General features: G+C 60.2%; 17 protein-coding genes and 1 pseudogene. 10 read left to right on the plus strand and 8 right to left on the minus strand.

The window, feature by feature from the left end; translation table 11 throughout:
* Positions 1-153 precede the first annotated feature (153 nt).
* Complete coding sequence (gene trxB, locus J2Y68_RS11215) at positions 154-1,110, plus strand: thioredoxin-disulfide reductase (protein WP_211710328.1); 957 nt, start codon at positions 154-156, stop codon at positions 1,108-1,110.
* A gap of 34 nt (positions 1,111-1,144) precedes the next feature.
* Positions 1,145-1,471: a thioredoxin gene (gene trxA / locus J2Y68_RS11220; RefSeq protein ID WP_211710329.1), complete on the plus strand. Its 327-nt coding sequence runs from the start codon at positions 1,145-1,147 to the stop codon at positions 1,469-1,471.
* Positions 1,472-6,925: 5,454 nt separating this feature from the next.
* On the opposite strand, the gene J2Y68_RS11225 is transcribed toward trxA, so the two are convergent.
* From J2Y68_RS11225 to rpmH, 8 genes are all read right to left on the minus strand, one after another.
* Positions 6,926-8,122 carry a ParB/RepB/Spo0J family partition protein gene (locus J2Y68_RS11225; protein ID WP_309993345.1) on the minus strand — a complete coding sequence of 399 codons (1,197 nt, stop codon included), beginning with the start codon at positions 8,120-8,122 and terminating at the stop codon, positions 6,926-6,928.
* Between the two features lie 66 nt (positions 8,123-8,188).
* Positions 8,189-9,241 (minus strand): ParA family protein, encoded by a 1,053-nt coding sequence (locus tag J2Y68_RS11230; protein ID WP_309993347.1) that lies wholly within the window; start codon positions 9,239-9,241, stop codon positions 8,189-8,191.
* Between the two features lie 87 nt (positions 9,242-9,328).
* Complete coding sequence (rsmG, locus tag J2Y68_RS11235) at positions 9,329-9,979, minus strand: 16S rRNA (guanine(527)-N(7))-methyltransferase RsmG (RefSeq protein ID WP_309993350.1); 651 nt, start codon at positions 9,977-9,979, stop codon at positions 9,329-9,331.
* Between the two features lie 6 nt (positions 9,980-9,985).
* The gene (locus J2Y68_RS11240; protein ID WP_309993352.1) at positions 9,986-10,537 is read right to left on the minus strand and encodes a Jag family protein; all 552 of its coding nucleotides are present in this window, start codon (positions 10,535-10,537) and stop codon (positions 9,986-9,988) included.
* Positions 10,537-11,517 carry a membrane protein insertase YidC gene (gene yidC / locus J2Y68_RS11245; protein ID WP_309993354.1) on the minus strand — a complete coding sequence of 327 codons (981 nt, stop codon included), beginning with the start codon at positions 11,515-11,517 and terminating at the stop codon, positions 10,537-10,539. Before yidC ends, J2Y68_RS11240 begins: the two co-directional genes overlap by 1 nt.
* A gap of 16 nt (positions 11,518-11,533) precedes the next feature.
* Positions 11,534-11,944, minus strand: coding sequence for a membrane protein insertion efficiency factor YidD (yidD, locus tag J2Y68_RS11250; RefSeq protein WP_397334930.1), 411 nt, complete (start codon positions 11,942-11,944; stop codon positions 11,534-11,536).
* On the minus strand, positions 11,937-12,347 hold the full coding sequence (gene rnpA / locus J2Y68_RS11255; protein ID WP_211710335.1) for a ribonuclease P protein component: 411 nt from the start codon (positions 12,345-12,347) through the stop codon (positions 11,937-11,939). Before rnpA ends, yidD begins: the two co-directional genes overlap by 8 nt.
* Positions 12,348-12,388: 41 nt before the next feature.
* On the minus strand, positions 12,389-12,526 hold the full coding sequence (rpmH, locus tag J2Y68_RS11260; RefSeq protein WP_011776797.1) for a 50S ribosomal protein L34: 138 nt from the start codon (positions 12,524-12,526) through the stop codon (positions 12,389-12,391).
* A gap of 464 nt (positions 12,527-12,990) precedes the next feature.
* Here rpmH and dnaA point away from each other — a divergent pair, with 464 nt between their 5' ends.
* The 8 genes and pseudogenes from dnaA to J2Y68_RS11300 all read left to right on the plus strand — a co-directional run bounded on the left by dnaA (position 12,991) and on the right by J2Y68_RS11300 (position 24,648).
* A complete protein-coding gene (gene dnaA, locus J2Y68_RS11265) occupies positions 12,991-14,409 on the plus strand; it encodes a chromosomal replication initiator protein DnaA (RefSeq protein ID WP_026541014.1) in 1,419 nt (472 codons plus the stop codon).
* A 563-nt stretch (positions 14,410-14,972) separates the two neighbouring features.
* Positions 14,973-16,097 carry a DNA polymerase III subunit beta gene (dnaN, locus tag J2Y68_RS11270; protein ID WP_309993360.1) on the plus strand — a complete coding sequence of 375 codons (1,125 nt, stop codon included), beginning with the start codon at positions 14,973-14,975 and terminating at the stop codon, positions 16,095-16,097.
* 22 nt (positions 16,098-16,119) lie between these two features.
* Positions 16,120-17,031, plus strand: a pseudogene (gene gnd, locus J2Y68_RS11275) (phosphogluconate dehydrogenase (NAD(+)-dependent, decarboxylating)); the annotation flags it as partial.
* 24 nt (positions 17,032-17,055) lie between these two features.
* Complete coding sequence (gene recF / locus J2Y68_RS11280) at positions 17,056-18,249, plus strand: DNA replication/repair protein RecF (RefSeq protein WP_309993363.1); 1,194 nt, start codon at positions 17,056-17,058, stop codon at positions 18,247-18,249.
* Positions 18,236-18,790: a DciA family protein gene (locus J2Y68_RS11285; RefSeq protein ID WP_309993366.1), complete on the plus strand. Its 555-nt coding sequence runs from the start codon at positions 18,236-18,238 to the stop codon at positions 18,788-18,790. Before recF ends, J2Y68_RS11285 begins: the two co-directional genes overlap by 14 nt.
* Before the next feature lie 337 nt (positions 18,791-19,127).
* Complete coding sequence (gene gyrB, locus J2Y68_RS11290) at positions 19,128-21,206, plus strand: DNA topoisomerase (ATP-hydrolyzing) subunit B (RefSeq protein WP_309993368.1); 2,079 nt, start codon at positions 19,128-19,130, stop codon at positions 21,204-21,206.
* 62 nt (positions 21,207-21,268) lie between these two features.
* A complete protein-coding gene (gene gyrA / locus J2Y68_RS11295; protein WP_309993371.1) occupies positions 21,269-23,938 on the plus strand; it encodes a DNA gyrase subunit A in 2,670 nt (889 codons plus the stop codon).
* Positions 23,935-24,648, plus strand: a complete 714-nt coding sequence (locus tag J2Y68_RS11300; RefSeq protein WP_309993374.1) for a DUF3566 domain-containing protein — start codon at positions 23,935-23,937, stop codon at positions 24,646-24,648. Before gyrA ends, J2Y68_RS11300 begins: the two co-directional genes overlap by 4 nt.
* The last annotated feature ends 1 nt before the right edge of the window (position 24,649 follow it).

Here is a 24,649-nt window from a genome sequence, read left to right on the forward strand (position 1 = left end):
CGCTTCGATTTGGCGCGTGTCCAGAAGGTACCCTGAATGTTGGTGGCTTTTAGGGCCGACAAACTCCAACGGAATATTTGGGGCTTAACTGGGGTTGAGTCAGGTGGCTGCCCCGAAAGCCGCAGCATCGACTAAGGAAGAGGTTCACGCCACGTGAGCATTGCAGAAAACGGCGCATCGCAGGTGCGCGACGTCATCATCGTAGGTTCAGGCCCCGCTGGCTACACAGCCGCTGTTTACACCGCCCGCGCCAACATGAATCCTCTGCTCATTGCCGGCTCTGTCACCGCTGGTGGCGAGTTGATGAACACCACGGACGTTGAGAACTACCCGGGATTCCCGGAAGGCATCATGGGTCCGGACCTGATGGAGAACTTCGAAAAGCAAGCCGCCCGCTTCGGCACTGAAATCCAGTTCGAGGACGTTACCGAGCTGGACCTCGAAGGCGACATCAAGACGGTCACCATCGGTACGGGGGAGACCTTCCAGGCGAAGGCCATCATTCTGTCCACGGGCTCGGCTTACCGCGAGCTGGGATTGGCCAACGAAAAGCGGCTCTCAGGCCACGGCGTTAGCTGGTGTGCAACCTGCGACGGTTTCTTCTTCAAGGACCAGGACATCGCCGTCATCGGTGGCGGCGACTCCGCAATGGAGGAAGCACTCTTCCTCACCAAGTTCGCCAAGTCCGTTACCGTCGTCCACCGCCGCGACACCCTCAAGGCGTCAAAGATCATGGGTGACCGCGCCCAGGCACACGAAAAGATCAAGTTTGTCTGGAACACGGCCGTTGAAGACGTCCTCGGTGGGGACAAAGTTACGGGCCTCAAGCTGAAGAACCTGGTGGACGGCACTGAGTCCGAGCTCGCAGTCACCGGCGTGTTCGTGGCCATCGGAAACGATCCCCGCACAGACCTCGTCAAGGGCAAGGTGGACCTGACCCCTGAAGGAACCATCGCCGTGGAGGGCCGCAGCTCCAAGACGAACATCAAGGGTGTCTTCGCCGCGGGTGACGTCATCGACCCCACCTACCGCCAAGCCATCACGGCTTCGGGCTCGGGCTGCGTGGCCGCCCTTGACGTAGAGCACTACCTCGCGGACCTGAACTCCTAAGCTGCATCCAAGCAACCATACGAAGGGAAAAGTTATGAGCAACGCAAAAGACGTAACTGACGCAAGCTTCAGCACGGATGTCCTGGCTTCCGACAAGCCGGTCATCGTGGACTTCTGGGCAGAGTGGTGTGGCCCCTGCCGCAAGCTCGGCCCCATCCTCGACGAGATCTCCGTCGAGTACAGCGACAAGGTTGAGGTCGTGAAACTCAACGTCGACGACAACCCTGCTATCGCAGCTGAGTATGGCATCACGTCCATCCCGGCCGTGTACCTGTTCAGCGGGGGAGAAGTGAAGAACACTGTCATCGGTGCCAAGCCGAAGCAGTTCTTCGAAAAGGAATTCGCGGACGTACTGTCCTAAGTTCCCGCTCAACGTCTAAAGCCGGCGGTTCCTGCTCCATACGGGGTAGGAACCGCCGGCTTTTTGTTTATTTTCCGTGAAATGAACCTCTTCAGGATGCATTGGCGGCTCCCGTGCGCTTGTTGACGACCGTTGCGCCGCGAATCCGTGGCTCGACTTCCCCCTCACTGGGGTAGGGGCAACTCCCGCCCCCGCCCCTCCCGGCCAACCCCCACTCACACCCCCGCCCCTCCCGGCCAACCCCACTCACATCCCCCCCTCCCGGCCAACCCCCACTCACACCCCCGCCCCTCCCGGCCAACCCCCACTCACACCCCCGCCCCTCCCATCCAACCCCCACTCACACCCCCGCCCCTCCCATCCAACCCCCACTCACACCCCCGCCCCTCCCGGCCAACCCCCACTCACACCCCCGCCCCTCCCGGCCAACCCCCACTCATATCCCGACCCCATATGTTCGAGGCGGCGCCCGCTCATGGAGGGCTGGCGGCTGCGGTCGAACGAAACTCAAGGAGAATTGGCTCCCGCTTTCCTGTGGTTTGGCGCACGAGACCTGGAGTGCGTCGGTGGGTTTCAATAGGTCGAACAGGCGCGCGACTACAGAGCGCACTGGCACCGAAGCTGTGTTGTGACGCGGCAATTCTTGTCTCATGTGCTCCATCGACCGCGAACGTTGGAGATGTTTCACGTGAAACCGATCCAACTGTCCCAATCTACGTCCCAGTGAGCTACGTATCTGAACGATCTACCCATGCTCTGAGTCTCTGAATTCAAACAGAGAATGGCTCCCAAAAGAGCGCCGGGACTACTCCACTAAAAAGTGTTTGAGACTGACAGGTGCCCTCTTCTAGCCCATCCAGGCGCCCTTTTCTAGCCCGTCATGCTCAGTGAATTGTTCACCTCGCGCGGTTGGCAACCGGACGAAGCCGCGCTGGTTTCCTATTGCGGGCCTGGCTCAGCGCCTTGTGCGTGTAACCAGCTCTACGCTGCTGGGGGGCATGTCATCAACTATTCGTGGAATCCCCGGCACGCTACTTCCGGTCTCAGCGTCAATCCCGCATCCTCTACGCTGTCCGGCATACTGCCGCGCTTCCACAGACGCTAACAAGTAGCTCATGATCCGTAGGAGCACCTGTTCAGTGGGCCGCTAGATTTACACCCAATAAGTCAGAGAGCCGTTTCACACACTACGCATCCTGTAGGGTGCCAGGAATGTGTAGACGCGACCCACGACAACACCGTACTGGGTACCTCTGAATACAGTCCCATGTTCTCCTTGGTTGCCTTCGGCACGTTACTCACGAAGCTGCCATCCGCCCTACAGACAGAAGTACGGCATTAGCAGAGCCATTTCAATGACCATCCGAGCGCGGGCTCAGTCGAGTGGCTGATGTTTCACGTGAAACAAAGCTCGACTCACGCACTGACGAACCTTCGACCGACCAAAATTGGATTTTTCACACACGCTGTGTGACCGCGGCAGATCAGTCGGGACGCCAACAAGCTCAAGCGCAGGGCGCAATCAAGGTCTCCAGACCAAAGCACCTGTGGAAGGAGAACAACTGCTATATCGCCACGCGCACTAGCCTCAAGCCGTAGTAGCGCCAGTCTAGATGGCGGCTACACCTCAGATTCTCAGACGCTCCACAGCCCGTCAACGGCCCACACTGTAGGCTCAACTCCACAGGAGTCGACTCACCTCACTCCCTTGAGCAATATCGAGCCTCGTACCGCGGTCCCAGATTCCAGGCCTTTGGGGGGCAGGCAGGGCACCTAGGGCGCGGCAGGGAGTACTGAATCCTCATTGGAACCGCCATCGCGGGAGAAAGTGATGGGGATTGCCTGCGTTGGAGCATATCGGCATTCCTTCCATCCTCCATATCCATGCGCTTGGAGCTACACCGACATGCGCAGCGCGTGGTCACTTTCACAACGACCTGGAAATGGGGTCCCACCATCAGGTCATGGCTTCCCGCTGCTCCGCGCCTACCTCGTTGGATCGTTGGCATGCGTCGATGCTCTCCGAAGTCAGTTCATTGGCGTCAATGGAGCCGAGCCACGCTGGACCACGATCATCCTCCTGTTGAGCGAACCTGCGTGTTGCTTAGGACACGCTCTTCCGGGAGGGAAGGGCAGGAGGCAATGGGTCCTCCAAGTAAGGGACCTCCAGCCTGTCGGCCAAGTAGCATCGATCAGGACGGCCCTTCTATCAGCGCTAGCCCCGGCCAATCACACGAATGTTTCACGTGAAACGGAGCGCCACAAATGCGCAGGTCCCAGGCAAGCCCTGCGTCCACCGCCAACTGCAGCCCTATAGCGACTCGGATGTCTTCAGGGAGGCTCCTTCCGCAGCCACCCAAATGTCCCTTGAGCAGTATCGGCTGTTCCCGGAGCAGGAGGCTTCAATCTGTGGCCCGTGGGAGATGCGACTCCCCGCAGGTTCCCATTCCTAACCCATCACATGGTCCATCCGCCGAGCACTGTGCTGTACAACCTCGCTTATAGATGGGAAGTCTGAGCTCCGATTACGCAAGGTCAGATTCCGCTTTGAGTCTCCTATAACGCACCACCCGTACGTGCTCTGGGCCGAAGCAGATAGCTCAAGATCAGGGCAGCCGCCGCATCCAGACATCCGATCAATAGGCTTGGATTTCTGCCTGAAAATCCAAGCCCTCTGCTGCGGCAACCGTGGGAGACGGTTCGGTCCCATTCATCCACAGAATTTTGAGACACACCACCGCGGCTAATGCAGGGGGGATCTCAGCGCCCCTCGTTACATAGGTCTTCCGGCTCGATGACGCGGGGGACGAAATCGCACCGTTGACTTGGCCATAGCGGGCACTTGTAGCGACGCCACGAGCACTAGAACTTGAGATGAAGGGGGTAGTTATTCACAATGTTATCCACAGGCTTTTCCACTGCCCATGAGATTGCCCATAGGGGGATCAAGCCGGCCAGTCCGATACCGGCCAGAAATCGCTCGCACCGAGAAGGATTGTTTCGTTTCTTCTTGGATGCCCTTTCAAACGGAAACGCACCTGAAGCCTCCAGAATCAATGCATATGGGCCCATTTTTGCGCCTTGGCAAGGATGCATCTGCGGCAACAAGGAACCGCTGCCAGACTTAGGTACTGGGCCAGTCCTCGTCGCTCGATATTGGATTTCAATAGACCTGGAACCAGGAATTTTAGCGGAGTGAGCGAGGCCTCGACGGATGACTTATCCCCATCGTTATCCACAGCGATATCCACCGACTTGTCCACATCATTTCTGCACATGTGGGGGGGCTTCGGACTTAGGCTCCCGACACTCACGCCGGTCCGTTTCACGTGAAACATCACAGAAGCGCACCGTCATGCAGTAGCCACGCGTACGGTTCCTCGTGCGCAGGGGACCCCCGAAGTCGAAGGTAGGTACTTGAGCGCATGGACAGCGAATCAGGGGTATATAGGCACGCCGACGGGATCTTACGCCAACATCGGATCAATCCGTCCGCGGATCACGTCAAGCGTGCGGAGGCTAGTAACCCGTGAGATCTACGAGCAATGGCCTGCCCAAGCTGATGCATCCGTTTCTGAGTAGCTTTAGACAATGTCTGATGCACGGACGGTGACGGCACCGGCAGGGGACCTGTAGCCAGACAAGTCGTAGTAAGCGCTGTACATGCCCAGGTTCAGCGCCCGCTCGGCTTGCCTATGCCCGCTCCACCAGTTCAGTGATCCTTGTGCCCTACCGGCGCCTGTGGCACCCGCACGGGAACCAGTCAAGGAAAACTTGAGGACGAAGATCGCGAACTGAAAGTATACGAGCGTTGCTCTGATGTGCACCTTGACCCAGCCCGTATGAACCTTTTTTCCTTTACCCTGGTCCGAACAGCTGGAATGTCCATGGCACAATCTCGTTACAGCTCAGCAAATCGAGATGCTGCAAAATAGCCCACAACCGTGCTTGCTCGGGCCGTCACATGTCGGTGCAATCGCTGGAATCTAAGCGTGGACCTAGAACGCTACCTTGGACCCTGTCACGCCACCTTCGACTTTTATCTTCCGCCCCAAGTGCGTACGATCCGATAGTCTACTCTAAGTTACGGCCGTCCATCATTCTATTCCTGACTGATTTCAACCAAAGCCCTGTCCCGACTCTCGTCTGCACTCACCCCCCTTTGAGCAGCCCAGCTCCAAATGGGATCAACGTAGTCATGAAGTTCACGGACCAATCGGCGCCCTTCCAAATGCCGGCACTCTTGTCCACTTGGGGTTTGGTCGAAGACGGGTTCCGTTCTGCGATCGATCGGCGTCTCACCCATCCGTCCCAGCAAATATATCGGGGCCGCGGGATGCCGACAACCATGGGTGCTCGTACGCCCGACAAGACGGGAGACACTGATACGGATGTCGGCGCGGTCAGCGGCTCGACTGGGCAAGGTTCAAGGCCTTTGGTGCCGGCGTCCAAGGGGCCTTTCACCCGCGTTCGACCACGATATTCACGGCCTCAAGCCGAATAGGCCTGAAGATGCGTCCCGCCATTGAAGGGCTGATATGACGCCCGACTTCTCGCTTACATGTCACCCCGATCCGGCATCATGTAGTTCCGGCGCCGCGCCGTTTCACGTGAAACATATGCCGACATCTAGCGCCCCCATCGCTACTCAGCTCATGCCGACAAATGCAGGGAGCACGCTAGTCAGCCGAACCTAGAGTTGTGCGCAGATGGCGATACTTGCGGCGGCACGCAAGCCAACTCGTGCCGAAGTCACTACTCGGAATACCGTTTCACGTGAAACATGATCGTTCGCGCCCAGGGCAGCAATCAAGGCGCTGAACAGCACTTCTTCGCCCTCAAAGACAGTACAAACAGACCCATCAGCCAACCAGCCCTCGCCCAGCCCTCGATGCGAGGTTCCGCCACTTGAGCGATGCACCAGCGCAAGTGCGCAACAGTATCTCTAGACGGGCATGCGACCCTCGGAGGCTCTGTCCAACACGGTGTCAGCCTCTTTGTTTCACGTGAAACAGCCCCAAGACTATAGTTTCAGTGCGGATCCACATTGCACTTGGCGGCCCCCGTCCCTACGGCGCCAGGCTAGGAGACAACGGATTTCACCAACAGCGACAGACTTAGTCGGAAGAGGCAATAGCGGAGGAGGCATCCAACTGGACGAACCGGGCCTGGATGATCGCGTGAACACGCCGGAACGCTAGAAGGGGCAAGGACGCTAATTCACCAGCGGGCGACGTTTAGGGGAAATACAGCGGCACCTTCACAGCTAGAGCAGGGCGAGTACCCGGGCGCATCCTTTACATACGCCCTTGACGGCATTGTTTCACGTGAAACGACAAGGCCACGACCGGCCAGCCTCGTCGAGCTAAAACCAGATCGAACAGGGGCGCACTACGGCCGACAAAAAATGGGGCCCGCTCCAAGAGCGGGCCCCATCTACTGAATGCTCCAGTACTAGTCCTCAGCTCCTGGTCCGAGAACGTCCATGATTCGGTTCAAATCCTCGACACTCGCAAACTCAATACTGACCCGCCCCTTCCGAGCACCCAAAGTAATCTTCACATTGGTATCCAAACGATCGGAAAGCGACGAAGCAAGGTAATCCAAACGTTCGTGGCGAGCGTTGGGCTTAGGAATGGAGTTCTTCGCAGGCGCAGTAGGGTCTTGGTACAGAGCTACGGCTTCTTCGGTTGCCCGCACAGACATGCCCTCAGCGACGATCTTCTGAGCCAGGCGTTCCATTGCCGCCGCATCAGGAAGGGACAGCAAGGCACGTGCGTGACCGGCTGAAAGTACACTGGCAGCGACTCGGCGCTGCACCAATGGGGGCAGCTTCAGCAAGCGAAGAGTGTTGGAAACCTGCGGGCGGGACCGGCCAATGCGATCTGCCAACTGTTCGTGGGTGGTACCAAAGTCCTCAAGGAGTTGCTGGTAGGCCGCTGCTTCTTCCAACGGGTTCAGTTGGCTGCGGTGCAGGTTTTCGAGGAGCGCATCGCGGAGAAGGTCGTCATCCGTGGTGTCACGGACGATTGCAGGAATAGTCTCGAGTCCTGCGGCCTGCACGGCCCGCCAACGACGCTCACCCATCACCAATTCATACGGTTCTCCACCCTTTTCAGTTGAAGTCCGGACAACAATTGGCTGAAGAACGCCTATTTCTTTGACGGAGTGCACCAGCTCAGCCATGTCGTCCTCATCGAAGACGGACCTGGGCTGTTTGCGGTTTGGATGAATGTCGCCGACCGGAATCTCGGCAAAACGGGCACCCGGAACTTCTACGAGCTCAACGCTTGGCGAGACAGAAGCAGAAGGCTCGTCCGCCGTCGGGTTTTCATCTTCAACCACTGCGGCATCAGTAGCAGCTGCGCGTTTGGTAGTCGAAGTCTTGGCTGAAGAAGAAGACATCTTGGTGGCGGGCTTTGCCGCGGGCTTTGTCCGCGCTGAAGTGGAAGACTTGGCACCGGACGCTTTGGGCTCGTCAGCAAGCACCTCGGTGATTGGTGTCTCAGACGACGGTTCGGCGGTCTTCCGTGCCTCCGGAAAGAACAGGTCCACGGGACGGGAAGCTGCGGCGCCATTTCCCTGGGCACCAGGCGCGCTGGGAATGAGAGCCCCAAGACCCCTGCCGAGGCCCCTTCGCTTTTCGCTCATTGATTCATCCCTCCGATGGATAGCCAAGCACGGTCCGGCTCAGGCTGTTGCAGTGTTTCAAAAATTCTAGCGTTCAGCGATTTCGGCGGCGGCTTCCATGTAGGACAACGCGCCGCTCGACGAAGGATCGTAGGTCATGACTGTCTGCTGGTAACTCGGAGCCTCAGAGATGCGGACCGACCGGGGTACCACGGCACTCAGTACTTGATCGGGGAAGTGCTGGCGCACCTCAGAAGCAACTTGGGCGGCGAGGTTGGTGCGGCCGTCGTACATGGTCAACAGAATGGTGGAGACGACGAGGTCGGCGTTCAGGTGCTTCTGGATCATTTCGATGTTCTTGAGCAGCTGGCTCAAGCCTTCAAGTGCGTAGTACTCGCACTGGATGGGAATGAGTACCTCGCTGGCCGCGCAGAATGCGTTGACCGTGAGCAGGCCGAGACTCGGCGGGCAGTCGATGAAGATGAAGTCGAGTCGCCCTTCACCGCTTTTTTCCCGTTCCTTGGCGTAAACATCGATGGCACGGCGGAGACGCTGTTCGCGAGCAACCAATGAGACCAGCTCGATCTCGGCACCAGCCAAGTGAATCGTAGCGGGGGCGCAGATAAGGTTGGGGATGTCCGGGCATGGCGCCACAACGTCTTTCAGGGGCAGATCGTTGATCAGGACGTCATAAATGCTGTCGACATCGGCATGGTGTTCAATGCCGAGGGCCGTCGACGCGTTGCCCTGCGGGTCAATATCGATGACCAGGACGTTGAGGCCTGCGGAGGCCAAGGCGGCTGCGATGTTGACCGTGGTTGTGGTCTTGCCAACGCCGCCCTTTTGATTGGAGACCGTGAAGATACGGGTCCCTTCAGGCTTGGGCAGCTCGCGACCGACAAGGCGTTCACGCCGGCGCGTTTCGTTGGCCAGCTGGCGGGCAATGGGGCTGGAATCATCGATGGAATCCATGACGTTTCGCACTCCATCTGTGACAGTTTCACGTGAAACGGCGTTATCAACCGAATGAGGGCGCACTATTGCAGACTGAAGGGACGCAGAGGGTGTGGCCATTGCCCGCGCGGACCCCAAAGACATAAACGGCGGGATTCGCTGCGTGGAGGTTTCACTACTGCCCACTGGTCACACTCTCACTCTCATTTGGCGCTTGCTGCCGATCTCTAGCCTAACCGCTCGGCCGCCGACACGCGGGAAACCGGGCGGTAGCTACGAGCTCTTTCCGGGCTTGTTGACGATGATCCGCACCACGGTGGTGGGTTCCTCCAAAAGTTCCTGTCCGCAAACCACAACGGACGTTTCCACGCCACCAAGCTTGCGGATAACTTTCTTTGCCTTCTCTATCTCTTCGCCTGCGCTTCGGCCCTTAATGGCCACCACTTCACCGCGACCATTCAAGAGTGGGATGGTCAGGCCGGCAAGGTTGCTCAGTGCCGATACTGCCCGCGCCGTAACGACGTCAGCGTCAACAAGGCCCACTGCCAGTTCAGCGCGGGTCCTCATGATGGTGACGTTGTCCAGGCCGAGATCATCCACTATCTCTTGGAGCCAAATGACGCGGCGCTCCAGGGGCTCAATCAAGGTAAGTTCGAGATCCGGCCGGGCAATTGCCAAGCAAAGACCCGGAAGGCCCGCACCGGACCCCACGTCGGCAACGTGACTGTCCATCGCAATGGCAGATTCGATGACTGCGCAGTTCAGGACGTGACGGCTCCACAAGCGAGGGATCTCGCGCGGACCGATCAGTCCCCGTTCGGTACCGGACGTAGCCAGGTGTTCGACATAGCGCTTGGCGAGATCCAGGCGCTCCCCAAAGATCTTCTCTGCCGCTTCCAGTTCAGCTGAGGTGATGTCAACCATGAGCTTCTAGTCAGCCGAGACTACGATGTGGCGACCAGCGCCTTCACCCTCGGATTCTGAAACCAGTCCGAGATCAGCGACGACGTCGTGGACGATCTTGCGTTCGTAAGCGCTCATGGGTTCCAGGGCCACAGTCCCACCATCGGCCTTGACCTTGGCCACGGCATCCTCGGCGATCTGCTGGAGAACGCCGGCGCGCTCCTTGCGGTATCCGTTGATGTCCAGCACCAAGCGGGACCGGTTCTCGGTAGCGGACAGCACCGAGAGGCGCGCCAGTTCCTGCAGTGCTTCCAGCACCTCGCCGTCGCGGCCAACGAGGCTGTCCAGGGCTGCGGACTCTTCGTCTGCGCCGATGGAGATGTAGGTACGCCCGTTGCGGACCTCAATGTCGATGTCGCCGTCGATGTCGGCGATGTCCAGGAGCTCCTCGAGGTAGTCGGCAGCGATGTCGCCTTCCTCTTCCAAGCGGCTGGCCGTCTTGGACTGGGTTTCTTCCTGGGAGTCGTCCTGGTCTTCAGTTACGGCGGTGGTAACTTCTTCGGTGCTCTCGGCAGACATTACTTCTTCTTCCTGTTCTTACGTTGTGGCTGGACGCGCTGGGCACGGGCTTCGGCGGCTGCAACCGCCGCAGCTTCGGCCTCGGCAGCGGCATCAGCGGCTGAAGTCTTCTTGCCACCCAACAGCGGCGGCAGGCCCTTCGCTGCGCGGCGCTCCTCGAGTGCCTTTGCAGCAGGTGAACCCGGGGTGGGCATGCGGCGGATGACGAAGAACTGCTGGCCCATGGTCCAGAGGTTGGTGGTGGTCCAGTAAATAAGGACACCAATCGGGAAGTTGATGCCACCGATACCGAACACGAGGGGCAGGATGTACAGCATCATCTTCTGCTGCCGCATGAACGGGCTGGCCATGGCCTCTTCGGACATGTTCTTGGCCATGATCTGCTTCTGCGTGATGAACTGCGAGGCAGTCATGGCAACGATCATGATGATGCTCAGAACCACTACGGAGACGTTTCCAGCACCACCGTGAAGCAGCGCGGAGGACAACGGGGCACCAAAGATGCTCGACTCATCGAATTCCACGACTTGCTGGGCACTCATGGCCCCAATGCCGTTGCCCGCGTTCTTGGCGCTCGAGATACCCGAAAGCACCTGGAACAGAGCGAAGAAGAAGGGCATTTGGATCAGCATCGGCAAACATGCCGAGAACGGGTTGGTCCCATGCTTCTTGTACATCGCCATCTGCTCCTGTGCCATGGCCTGGCGGGAGAGCTGGTCGGTTTTACCCTTGTACTTCGCCTGCAGCTTCTTCAGGTCCGGCTGCAGCAGCTGCATGCCGCGCTGCGCCTTGATCTGCTTGACGAACACAGGAATCAGGGCGGCGCGGATCACCAGCACGAGGCCAATGATGGACAGAGTCCAGGTCCAGCCATTAGCGGCGGGCAGGCCAATGAAGCTCAGTCCCTCGTGGAAGCCGACCATGATGATCGACACCAGCCACTTGAACGGGAACATGATTGTCCCAAAGAAGTCATCCATTAGTTATCCCTATTCGTTAGGCCGCCGTGCGGCCTTCTTCATCAGCCTGAGCAGCCAGGAACTGGTCCGGGTTGTTCAGTACAACAATTGTGGGCGTCCGGCCTTCAGGCCAATGACGATGGCCGGCGGGGACATGGTCCACTCCACCGGCGTTCCACGGGTGGCATTTGGCGAGCCTCTTGGCTGCGAGCCAGCTACCCTTGACGGCGCCGTGCACCGTGACTGCTTCCAAGGCATACGCCGAGCAGGAGGGAAAGAAACGGCAAACCTGGCCGTACAGGGGGGAGACGACCTTGCGGTACGCCTTCAGCAAAAGGATGAGGATGTTCCGGGGCAGCTCCCACAGGAAGATACCCACAGCTGCGGGCAGGCTCCTGTTTGAGGGCACAGTTGAGGAAGGAACGACGGCGGTGCTTATGTCATGCACGCGGTGTCCCTTCCGTAGTGGTGCCGTTGCGGTCCGGCGAAGCGTTGCGTGGATTGGAGCCACCCAGTCGCTTCGTCGTCACTGCCAGTGCGGCGTTGTAGTCCGAGAGCAACTGCTCCCAGCTGGCAGATGCAGCTGCGGGCAGAGCCCGGACCACCACCGCCAGGCCAGTTCCATGCGTGTGCAAGGAAAGTGCGCCTGCTTCTCTCAGTCTCCTCTTAACGAGGTTCCTGGTCACAGCGTTCCCGACGGCTTTGGAGACAATGAAGCCGATTCGACTCGGCTCCCCGGCCCCAATAGAGGCCGTATATAACACTAAGTTCCGGCGTCCATTGCGGACGCCGGAACGTACAGTTGTTGAAAAGTCGGTAGACGTCCGCAGACGGTTAGGGGTGGCTAGCACCGTCGAACCCGCAAAAAGACCCTGACCGACAAGTCAGTTATTTACGCCGACAGTTCGACGCGGCCCTTGCCGCGACGGGCAGCCAGGATGGCGCGGCCGGCACGGGTGCGCATACGAAGGCGGAAGCCGTGCTTCTTGGCCCGACGGCGGTTATTCGGCTGAAAAGTCCGCTTGCTCACGTTAGTTACTCCAGTGGATCAAAGGTGCGCCCACCCGATCAAAAAAGGGGAAGAACTGGCCGACGCTAAGTTTTGTATGTGCCGCCGCCGTTGCCTCCCGCACGATGAACGTACGGACTTACAACTGATCTCAAAAGCGGACACAAAGGACTTCACAACGTTAGGGCAAAAAGGGACCCACAGTCAAACCGGCAGCCTGCCGCGCAAGTATCCACAGCTGTGTCCAGACTTTGTTCGCAGCCTGTGGATGAAGTGGCTCACAGGCCGAATTCCGGAACCACAACGGTGTAATTATCCACAGGCAACTTCCCAGCTATCTTCTAGCGATTTCATCCCCTAGAGTGGCTCAGTAGCCCAATGTCCACCCGCTGTGTATAACTCTGTGGATTATCGCCCAGAACAGCGCCGCCGGAGTGACTTCGGCTGCCAGCAACGCCGGCAAGCAAGTATTTAGGAACTGATTGATGACAGTAGACGAAGCCAACCACGCCAACACTGTCGGAAGTTCCTGGCGCAGGGTGCTGAGCCTCATGGAGCAGGACGACCGGGTTTCACCCCGTCAGCGCGGTTTCGTCATCCTCGCCCAGGCCCAGGGACTCATCGGTTCCACTCTGCTGGTAGCCGTTCCCAATGAGCTCACCCGCGAAGTCCTCCAGACGCAGGTCAAGGACGCCCTGGACGATGCCCTCCGCAGCGTGTTCTCGGACGACATCCGTTGCGCCATCGACGTAGACACTGATCTGGTGCCCGTGCACGCGGAGCCGGAACCCGTCGTCGAGCTTTCCGCGGTGTCCGACTTCGCCGAGCCGAAGCCGCAACCGACTCCGCCGAGCACTTCGCATGAGTTCGGCCGCCTGAATCCGAAGTACATCTTCGATACCTTCGTGATCGGTTCCTCGAACCGTTTTGCGCACGCGGCCGCCGTCGCTGTTGCCGAAGCGCCCGCCAAGGCCTACAACCCGCTGTTCATCTACGGGGACTCGGGCCTGGGCAAGACCCACCTGCTGCACGCCATCGGCCACTATGCCCGCCGGCTCTACAGCGGAATCCGTGTCCGCTACGTGAACTCCGAGGAGTTCACGAACGACTTCATCAACTCCATTCGTGACGATGAGGGCACCAGCTTCAAGACCACGTATCGCAACGTCGACGTGCTCTTGATCGATGACATCCAGTTCCTGGCGGGCAAGGACCGGACCCAGGAAGAGTTCTTCCACACGTTCAACGCCCTGCACAACGCCAACAAGCAGGTTGTCATCACCTCCGACCAGCCGCCCAAGATGCTGGCCGGCTTCGAAGACCGTATGACGTCGCGCTTCGAATGGGGCCTGCTGACGGACATCCAGCCGCCGGAGCTTGAGACCCGTATCGCCATCCTCCGCAAGAAGGGCCTCAGCGAGGGCCTGTCAGCGCCGGACGACGCCCTGGAGTACATCGCTTCGAAGATTTCCAGCAACATCCGCGAACTTGAGGGCGCCTTGATCCGCGTCACTGCGTTTGCGAGCCTCAACCGCCAGCCGGTTGACGTTGCCCTCGCCGAGATGGTCCTCAAGGACCTCATTACGGATGACGGCGCCCAGGAAATCACGGCGAAGCAAATCCTCGACCAGACGGCGGACTACTTCAAGCTCAGCATGGAAGAGCTTTGCAGCAAGTCCCGTACACGGACACTGGTGACAGCCCGGCAGATCGCCATGTACCTCTGCCGGGAGCTGACTGACATGTCCCTGCCCAAGATCGGCCAGGAGCTGGGCGGCCGCGACCACACCACAGTGATCCACGCGGACCGCAAGATCCGTGAGCTGATGGCTGAGCGTCGTGTGATTTACAACCAGGTCACCGAACTGACCAACCGCATCAAGCAGCAGCAGCGCGACTCCTGAATCCACATCGCGACCGCCACTACATACCTTATTAACAGGTGCATGTGGATAAGCCTGTGGATACTTAAGGGGACAAGCGTGCTTAATGGGCTTAAAACCCTTAAGCCGCCTGTGGATCGTTAAAAACGGTCCTGGGAGTTGTCCCCATCCACACCCTGTTTAAAACCCAGTTAACGCACACTCCGTGAACAGGGCTTAACCGCGGAACTGCGCGGCGAGATGGGGTTATCCACAGTTTCCACAGCAGTTATTAACACTACGAATCCCAAAAAATTGAAATCCCTCAAATAACAATCTCGTTCTGCCACACTCCGAGCCCGGCCAACGGCCAGGCCGAGGCCAGCCTGCGGCTGTCCACATACGAGGGGTCCGGCCGATCGGGGATGGGTTAATCGCGGATCTTCCGGCTAAGCTGTCAGCAGCGCTCCCATCCTCGGGTCTGTTTGTAGTTCGCTCAGTGCGGACCATGCAGGTTCCGGTGCGGGAGTGCGGAGATTTAGCGGCTTCCAAGCAGGAATCCGCAGCTACTACATGGCAGCAGCAATGAAAGGCGGCACCCCTCCGTGAAGTTCAGAGTCGACCGCGACGTCCTGGCAGAAGCCGTTACGTGGACCGCGCGATCGTTGTCTCCGCGGCCGCCTGTTCCGGTGCTTTCCGGCCTCCTCCTCAAAGCCGAGGCGGGAACCGTAAGTCTGTCGAGCTTCGATTACGAGACGTCGGCGCGCCTGGAAATCCCGGCAGACATCGCTGTTGAGGGCACCATCCTGGTATCCGGGCGCTTGTTGGCTGACATTTGCCGAAGCCTCCCCTCCGCACCGGTCGAGGTGGAAACCGATGGCAGCAAAGTCACACTGACCTGCCGCCGAAGCAGCTTCCACCTGGCCACCATGCCCGAATCCGAATACCCGGCCTTGCCGGCTTTGCCGGCAATCAGCGGCACATTGCCTGGTGACGCTTTTGCGCAAGCCGTTTCGCAGGTCATCATCGCTGCAAGCAAGGACGACACCTTGCCGATCCTCACCGGCGTACGTATGGAGATCGAAGACGATCTGATCACGCTCCTCGCCACAGACCGTTACCGCCTCGCGATGCGCGAAGTTCCCTGGAAGCCTGTTACTCCGGGAATTTCCACCAGCGCACTGGTTAAGTCCAAAACCCTGAACGAGGTTGCCAAGACCCTCGGTGGCAGCGGCGACATCAACCTCGCCCTCGCGGACGATGACAGCCGCCTGATCGGCTTCGAAAGTGGAGGACGTACCACCACGTCACTTCTGGTGGACGGCGACTACCCCAAGATCCGTTCCCTTTTCCCGGATTCCACCCCGATCCACGCGACAGTCCAGACCCAGGAACTCGTCGAGGCCGTACGCCGTGTATCGCTCGTTGCTGAACGGAACACTCCGGTCCGGCTCGCCTTCACCCAAGGTCTGCTGAACCTCGACGCAGGTACGGGCGAGGATGCGCAGGCTTCGGAAGAGCTCGAAGCCCAGCTTTCCGGCGAGGACATTACCGTTGCGTTCAACCCGCACTACCTGGTTGAGGGCCTGAGCGTTATTGAGACCAAGTACGTTCGCTTCTCGTTCACCACAGCTCCCAAACCGGCCATGATCACAGCCCAAGTTGAGGCTGACGGCGAAGACCAGGACGACTACCGGTACCTCGTGATGCCGGTCCGCCTGCCCAACTAGCAGGCACTCCGGACACGTCAACCCACCTTCCCAGAAAAGAGTTCACACTGTGCACATCGGACTGATCGGCCTTGGAAAAATGGGTTTCAACATGCGGGAACGCATGCGGAACGGCGGCATCGAGGTCACAGGTTTCGACCGCAATCCGGACATCACGGATGTTACTTCCGTAGATGAACTCATCGCGGCTTTGCCCACCCCGCGGCTGGTGTGGGTGATGGTCCCGTCAGGTGCCATCACGGATGCTGTGGTCACAGAGCTTGGTGAAAAGCTCAGCCCCGGTGACATGGTGATTGACGGCGGAAACTCACGTTTCACCGAGGACCAGAAGCACGCCGCGGCACTCGCTGAAAAGAACATCCGTTTTGCGGACTGCGGTGTTTCCGGTGGCGTTTGGGGCCTGCAGAACGGCTACGGCCTCATGGCCGGCGGTGCGGACGAAGACATTGAACTGGCCATGCCTGTTTTTGATGCCCTCCGCCCTGAAGGCGAACGCGCCGACAGCTTCGTCCACGTCGGCGGTGTTGGGGCAGGTCATTACGCCAAAATGGTCCACAACGGCATCGAATACGGCCTCATGCAGGCTTACGCCGAGGGCTATGAATTGCTCGCGGCCAAGGACATCGTGAAGGATCTTCCGGGAACTTTCCGTGCATGGCAGAAGGGAACGGTTGTCCGCTCCTGGCTCCTGGACCTCATGGTCAAAGCCCTTGACGAAGATCCAGGCCTGGCCTCGATCGACGATTACGTGGAGGACTCCGGCGAGGGTAGGTGGACCGTGGAAGAGGCCATAGCCAACGCGGTACCGGCCCCAGCCATTACTGCTGCACTGTTCGCCCGGTTTGCTTCCCGGGAAGACAACTCGCCAGCGATGAAAATGGTTTCCGCACTGCGTCATCAGTTCGGTGGACACGCCACCCGTCCGGCCAGTTAAGGCCGCTGGAGCCCTGCAAACGGCGTGTATCTCGAACATCTTTCACTGACGGATTTCCGCAGTTACGCACAAGTTGACCTGAAGCTCGGCCCAGGTGTGACCGTACTGGTGGGTTCCAACGGGATCGGCAAGACCAACCTGATGGAGGCCATCGGGTACCTTGCCACGCTAAGCTCGCACCGCGTGAGCACAGATGGTCCGCTGCTGCGCTTCGGCACTGAGCGGGCCATGGTCCGGGCGAGGCTTGTCCGCGGCGAGCAGTCCACCGTTATCGAGCTCGAAATCAACGCCGGCCGCGCTAATCGGGGCCGCATCAACCGCAGCAACCCGGTCCGTGCGCGCGACATCCTGGGCATCTGCCAAACAGTACTTTTCGCTCCAGAGGACTTGGCGCTGGTGAAGGGTGATCCTTCGAACCGCCGCCGATTCCTTGATGAGCTCTTGGTGAGCCTTGTTCCACGGCATGCTGCCACACGCAGCGACTACGACCGCGTCCTCAAACAACGCAACGCGCTCCTGAAGTCAGCCCGGACGGGTAAGTTCACCGCGGGACACGAAGCAACCCTGGATGTTTGGGACCAGCACATGGCCCGGGCCGGTGCCGAACTCCTGCACGCCCGCCTTGAACTCGTGGAGCGGCTCCGCCCTCACCTCAACAATGCCTACGCGCAGCTGACTGACGGAACCAAGGAAGCCGGTGCCATCTACCGTTCCACGCTCCAGGACATACTGGACGACGACGGCGGCTCGGCAGACCGCGCAACGGAACCGTCGTCGTCGGCCGAGGACCTTCGGGTGCTGTCCGTGGACGAGCTCACCGAACGGTACATCCAGGCTTTCGCTGCGTCGAGGAAGAAGGAACTGGAACGGGGGATCTCCTTGGTGGGGCCGCACCGGGACGAGCTGGAACTCGTTTTGGGCCAAGCGCCCGCGAAGGGGTACGCCTCCCATGGCGAGACCTGGTCCATGTGCCTTTCCCTGAGGCTTGCCTCCTACTACGTCATGCTGGACGACTCCCGCACGGGCGGGACCGCGCCGATCCTTATCCTGGACGATGTCTTTGCCGAACTTGATGTTCAACGGCGGCGTAAACTGGCTGCAATAGTGGCCGGCGCCGAGCAGGTGCTGGTGACGGCCGCCGTCGACGCCGATATTCCTGAGGAGCTGGCCGGACGGCGCGTTACCGTTGTTCCGGGAGGCATCGATGGCGAAGGATAGCGCGGACGGACTCCAGCCCGGCCGGGATCCCGACGAAATTGACGCGGCCCAAGCAGCGCTGAACCGCATGCGCGAGGCTGCTGCCGCCCGTGGCGAAGTAAGGCAGCGCGCTCCCCGCCCCGGATCAGCCCCCCAACGCAAAGGCCTCCGCAATACGAGGGGTTTCACCCAATTCCATGGCAGCGGCCGGGATCCTTTGGGCCTGGGCAAGGTTGTCGGGCGCTTGGTGGCTGAGCGGGGATGGACGTCACCGGTTGCCGTAGGGTCCGTGATGGCTGAATGGGAAACTTTGGTTGGTCCGGACATCTCGTCCCATTGCACCCCCGAGAGTTTCACGGACACCACGCTTCACGTCCGCTGCGACTCCACCGCATGGGCCACCCAACTGCGGCTGCTCAGTTCAAGCCTGCTTGAGATGTTCAGGAATGAACTGGGCGAAGGCGTAGTAACAAGCATCCACGTCCTGGGTCCATCGGCTCCAAGCTGGCGAAAAGGCGGGCGAAGCGTCAACGGACGCGGCCCCAGGGACACGTACGGCTAAACGGCGTGCAGGGCGATTCAACGCCCCTGGGCCGTATGGACCCCCATTGGGACCACCGCAGGGCCATTGCGGACAGGGCCAGTGGCCTCCCACGGGCATATTCAGCTGTGGGCTACCCCCTTATTTGCAAGGATTCGCGCGTATCCACGATAGAATTGGCGTAGATCACTGAGCGCCGGTGAAACGTCGTCCAGGTCCTGAATCCACTCATGTGGCCCCAGGGACCCCTTCGTCGGAGTAGTCGGCGCAATCAGTCACGTGCCCGTTGACGGCCTCGGTTCGCCGTGGACAACTCCGGGAACGGCCGACATCGAGTACAGAGGAGTCGAAAGCGCCTGTGGCTAACGACAATGCAGAGACCTTGGCAGTAGAGCCCGAAGAGGAGACTGTTCCCAAGCCCGACACGCCCGCAGAGGCGCCCAGGGAGTACGGTGCCAGCGATATCACCGTGCTGGAGGGCCTCGAAGCCGTGCGCAAACGCCCGGGTATGTATATCGGTTCCACCGGGCCCCGGGGCTTGCACCACTTGGTTTATGAAGTGGTGGACAACTCCGTCGATGAAGCCCTGGCCGGCTACTGCAGCCACATCGAAGTCACTCTTCGCGCGGATGGTGGCGTCCGGGTAGTGGACGACGGCCGCGGTATCCCCGTGGACATCCACCCCACCGAAGGCAAGCCGACAGTCGAAGTCGTCATGACCATCCTGCACGCCGGTGGCAAGTTCGGTGGCGGCGGATACGCAGTCTCCGGCGGCCTTCACGGTGTGGGCATCTCCGTGGTCAACGCCTTGTCTCGTCGCGTGGACACGGAAGTCCGCCGCCAGGGCCACGTCTGGCGGATGACCTTCGCAGACGGCGGTAAGCCACAGGGCGAACTCGTCCAAGGCGAGGCTACGGAAGAGACCGGTACTTCCCAGACGTTCTACCCCGATGGCACCATCTTCGAGTCCACTGAGTTCGACTTCGAGACGCTGCGTGCCCGGTTCCAGCAGATGGCCTTCCTTAACAAGGGCCTGAAAATCACGCTGACTGACGAACGCCCTGTTACGCGCGATGGCGACGACGACCTTGATCTCGACGCCGTTGCTACCGAGGGTGAAGTCAGCGCCGAGCACCGCACGGTGGTGTACCAATACCCGGACGGCCTGCTGGACTACGTCAAGCACCTGAACTCGAATAAAAAGGTTGAAATCGTCCACGAGGACGTCATCGCCTTCGAGACTGAAGACACCGAGCGGCACATCGCCGTCGAAGTCGCCATGCAGTGGACCACCGCCTACTCGGAAAGTGTCCACACCTATGCGAACACCATCAATACCCACGAGGGCGGAACCCACGAAGAGGGTTTCCGCGCTGCGATGACCTCGCTGATCAACCGCTACGCGCGGGAGAAGAGCATCATCAAGGAAAAAGATGACAACCTCACGGGTGACGACATCCGCGAAGGCCTCACGGCAGTCATCTCGGTCAAGCTTTCCGAGCCACAATTCGAAGGCCAGACCAAGACCAAACTGGGCAATTCCGAGGTCAAGGGATTCGTTCAGCGCGTGGTCACGGACCAGTTGGGCGACTGGTTGGAGCGAAACCCCGGTCCCGCCCGCGACGTGATCCGTAAGGCCATATCGGCCGCACAGGCACGTATGGCAGCACGCAAGGCCCGCGACAACGCCCGCCGTAAGAGCCCCCTGGAATCGTTCGGCATGCCCGGCAAGTTGTCCGACTGCTCCTCGAAGGATCCGTCCCGCTGTGAGGTTTACCTGGTGGAGGGTGACTCGGCCGGTGGTTCGGCAAAGCGCGGCCGCAACCCGGAAACCCAAGCCATCCTGCCCCTCCGTGGCAAAATCCTGAACGTGGAGCGCGCCCGGCTGGACAAGGCCCTTGGCAACGCCGAAGTCCAGTCCATGATCACGGCTTTCGGTACGGGCATTGGCGAGGACTTCGATATCGCCAAGCTCCGCTATCACAAGATCGTCTTGATGGCCGATGCTGACGTCGACGGCCAGCACATCACCACCCTGCTGATGACGCTGCTGTTCCGCTACATGCGCCCACTGATTGAAAACGGGTACGTGTACCTGGCCCAGCCGCCGCTGTACAGGATCAAGTGGTCCAACGCAGCGCACGACTACGTTTACAGCGACCGTGAGCGCGATGAGACCATCCGCAAGGGCGCTTCCATGAACAAGCGGCTTCCCAAGGACAACGGTATCCAGCGCTACAAGGGCTTGGGTGAGATGGACTACACGGAGCTGTGGGACACCACCATGGATCCCGATCGGCGCACGCTTTTGCAGGTCACCATGGATGACGCGCTGGCCGCCGACCAGACGTTCTCCGTCCTGATGGGCGAGGACGTCGAATCGCGCCGAAACTTCATCCAGCAGAACGCCAAGGACGTCAGGTTCCTCGATATCTAGAGGCCCCAGCGGGCATCTAGATATTCCAGAACCGACATATACCTGAAACGGAAACTTAGATTATGAGTGACGAAACTCCCGAAGTCCCGGCCTCTAACGACGGCGAGGACGTTGTTCTTGAGGGTGATGTGCTGACTGACCGCGTGGAACAGGTGGACCTGCAGACGGAAATGCAGCGGTCCTACCTGGACTACGCAATGGCCGTGATTGTCGGCCGTGCCCTCCCTGACGTACGGGACGGTCTCAAGCCGGTTCACCGTCGCGTCCTGTACGCGATGTTCGACGGCGGTTACCGCCCGGACCGCTCTTTCAACAAGTGCGCCCGCGTGGTCGGCGATGTCATGGGTACGTACCACCCGCACGGCGACATGGCGATCTACGACGCTTTGGTCCGCCTCATCCAGGACTGGACCATGCGCTACCCGCTGGCACTTGGCCAGGGTAACTTCGGTTCGCCCGGTAACGACGGCGCCGCTGCGCCCCGTTACACCGAAACCAAGATGGCCCAACTGGCCATGGAAATGGTCCGGGACATCGACGAGGAAACCGTCGACTTCCAGGACAACTACGACGGCAAGAACCAGGAACCCACCATCCTGCCGGCCCGGTTCCCCAACCTGCTGGTGAACGGTTCCTCGGGCATCGCCGTCGGTATGGCCACCAACATTCCGCCGCATAACCTCCGCGAAGTCGCCGAAGGTGTCCAGTGGGCGCTGGATAACCCCACGGCCACCCGGGAAGAGCTCCTTGAAGCACTGTTGCTCCGTATCAAGGGACCCGATTTCCCTACGGGTGCCACGATCCTCGGCCACAAGGGCATCGAAGACGCCTACCGTACCGGCCGCGGCTCCATCACCATGCGCGCAGTGGTCAATGTGGAGGAACTGCAGGGCCGCACCTGCCTGGTAGTTACTGAGCTTCCCTACCAGGCCAACCCGGACAACCTGGCCATCAAGATTGCCGAACTGGTCAAGGACGGCAAGATCCAGGGCATCGCCGATCTCCGCGATGAGACCTCGGGCCGTACAGGCCAGCGCTTGGTGATCGTTCTCAAGCGCGACGCAGTGGCCAAGGTGGTCCTCAACAACCTGTACAAGCACACACAGCTGCAGGACAACTTCTCGGCCAACATGCTGGCAATCGTCGACGGCGTTCCGCGCACCTTGAGCCTGGACGCCTTCATCCGGCACTGGGTTGCGCACCAGATGGACGTCATCGCGCGTCGCACCAGGTACCGCCTGCGCAAGGCCGAGGAAGAAGCACACATCCTGCGTGCACTCCTCAAGGCACTGGACATGTTGGACGAGGTCATCGCCCTCATCCGCGCGTCGAACACCACTGAGGCGGCCCGCGAGGGTCTCATGGAGCTTTTGGAGATCGACGAACTCCAGGCCCGCGCCATCCTGGATATGCAGTTGCGCCGTTTGGCTGCCTTGGAACGCCAGAAGATCCAAGACCGCCATTCCGAGCTCGAGGCGATGATCCAGGAATACAACTCGATCCTGGCTTCCGAGGAACGCCAGCGGCAGATCATCAGCGAGGAACTCGCCGAGATCGTGGCCAAGCACGGCGACGACCGCCGCACGCACATCCTGATGGGCTTCGACGGCGACATGTCCATGGAGGACCTGATCCCCGAAGAGGAAATGGTCGTCACGATTACGCGCGGCGGATACGTCAAGCGGACCCGGAGCGACAACTACCGCTCGCAGCAACGCGGCGGCAAGGGAATCAAGGGTGCGCAGCTGCGCGGCGACGACGTCGTGGAGCACTTCTTTGTGACCACCACGCACCACTGGCTGCTGTTCTTCACCAACCTGGGACGCGTCTACCGCGCCAAGGCCTACGAGCTTGCGGAAGCTGGCCGCGATGCCAAGGGCCAGCACGTCGCCAACCTCCTGGCCTTCCAGCCGGACGAGCACATTGCGCAGGTCCTGGATCTGCGTGACTACCAGCAGGCACCATACCTGGTGCTCGCAACCAAGAATGGCCTGGTCAAGAAGACAAGGCTGGAGGACTACGACACCAACCGCACGGCCGGTGTCATCGCCATCAACCTGCGCGACGAAGACGAACTCGTCTCTGCCCAGCTGGTCAGCGAAACCGACGACCTTCTCCTCGTGTCACGCAAGGGCCAATCGATCCGCTTCACAGCAACAGATGACGCGTTGCGCCCCATGGGACGCGCAACATCCGGTGTGACCGGTATGAAGTTCCGTGAAGACGACGAACTTTTGGCCGCTGACGTGGTCCAGGACGGCTCGTTCGTGTTCATCGTGACCGAGGGAGGCTACGCCAAGCGCACCGCCGTCGACGAGTACCGGCTCCAGGGCCGTGGCGGCCTGGGCATCAAGGTTGCCAAGCTCGCCGAAGACCGTGGCGACCTTGTGGGTGCCTTGATCGTGCAGGAAGAAGACGAAGTCCTGGTGGTCATGGAGGGCGGAAAGGTGGTCCGGTCAGCCGTCACCGGAGTCCCTGCAAAGGGCCGCGACACCATGGGCGTCATTTTCGCCAAGCCTGACAAGAATGACCGGATCATCGAAGTAGCACGCAACAGCGAACGTGGTTTGGAAGTCGAAGAATCTGAGGACGGACTCGACGATGACGTAACGTTGGCTGAAGACGACGGCGCCGCTGAGGCGACCGTCACGCCCGAAACGGAAAATGACGCAGACCCGGAAACCGAAACGGGCGCGGAGCTGAACGAAGACAATACCGGAGGTAACGAGTGAGTAATTCCGACTCATATCCCAAGCCGAGCACAGGTGTCCCCGGCGGACTCCGGCAGCCCTCGGGCAACGCGCAGGCAGGAACCCCTGCACGGCCACAGCAGCGTCCAGGAGCCGGCGAAGCAGGGGCTCGCCCCGCGGCCGGCACTAACTCTGCCCAGCGGCCCGCGGGTGCTCCCGGCCAGCGTCCCGCGCAGCCGGGGCAGCGTCCCGCAGGAGCAGGAACCCAGCGCCCGGCAGGTGCTCCCGGACAGCGTCCCGCGCAGGCTGGACAGCGTCCCGCAGGCGCAGGAGCCCAGCGACCCGCCCAGGGCGGTCCGGGCTTGGTAAAGCCCGCTCCCAAGGCCAAGGTTCGCCGCGCACGGTTGCTTGTCAGCAAGGTCGACCCGTGGTCGGTCCTGAAGATGGCTTTCCTTCTGTCCGTCGCACTGGGCATTGTCACCGTGGTGGCCGCGATCGTCCTCTGGACCGTCCTGGACCTGACTGGCATCTTCAACCAGGTGGATAGCCTCCTGGGCACCCTGGCAGGTTCCGAAGGCAGCGGATTCGAATTGAAGAAGATCGCTTCCCTGGGGCAGGTGGCTTCCTTCGCCACCATTATTGCCGTTGTGAACGTGGTCCTGCTGACCGCCCTCTCCATGCTCTCCGCCGTGCTGTATAACATTTCGGCAACGTTGGTTGGCGGCGTGGGCGTCACCTTGACCGACGATTAGG

The sequence above is a fragment of the Paenarthrobacter nitroguajacolicus genome, from assembly GCF_031455195.1.
Classification (GTDB): domain Bacteria; phylum Actinomycetota; class Actinomycetes; order Actinomycetales; family Micrococcaceae; genus Arthrobacter; species Arthrobacter nitroguajacolicus_D.

Excerpts from the sequence above, each read along its gene's own strand:
- gyrA (WP_309993371.1), top strand. The coding sequence starts at position 21,269 with ATGAGTGACGAAACTCCCGAAGTCCCGGCCTCTAACGACGGCGAGGAC.
- J2Y68_RS11240 (WP_309993352.1), bottom strand. The coding sequence starts at position 10,537 with ATGTCTGCCGAGAGCACCGAAGAAGTTACCACCGCCGTAACTGAAGAC.
- rsmG (WP_309993350.1), bottom strand. The coding sequence starts at position 9,979 with ATGGTTGACATCACCTCAGCTGAACTGGAAGCGGCAGAGAAGATCTTT.
- trxA (WP_211710329.1), top strand. The coding sequence starts at position 1,145 with ATGAGCAACGCAAAAGACGTAACTGACGCAAGCTTCAGCACGGATGTC.
- yidC (WP_309993354.1), bottom strand. The coding sequence starts at position 11,517 with ATGGATGACTTCTTTGGGACAATCATGTTCCCGTTCAAGTGGCTGGTG.
- J2Y68_RS11285 (WP_309993366.1), top strand. The coding sequence starts at position 18,236 with ATGGCGAAGGATAGCGCGGACGGACTCCAGCCCGGCCGGGATCCCGAC.
- dnaA (WP_026541014.1), top strand. The coding sequence starts at position 12,991 with ATGACAGTAGACGAAGCCAACCACGCCAACACTGTCGGAAGTTCCTGG.
- J2Y68_RS11225 (WP_309993345.1), bottom strand. The coding sequence starts at position 8,122 with ATGAGCGAAAAGCGAAGGGGCCTCGGCAGGGGTCTTGGGGCTCTCATT.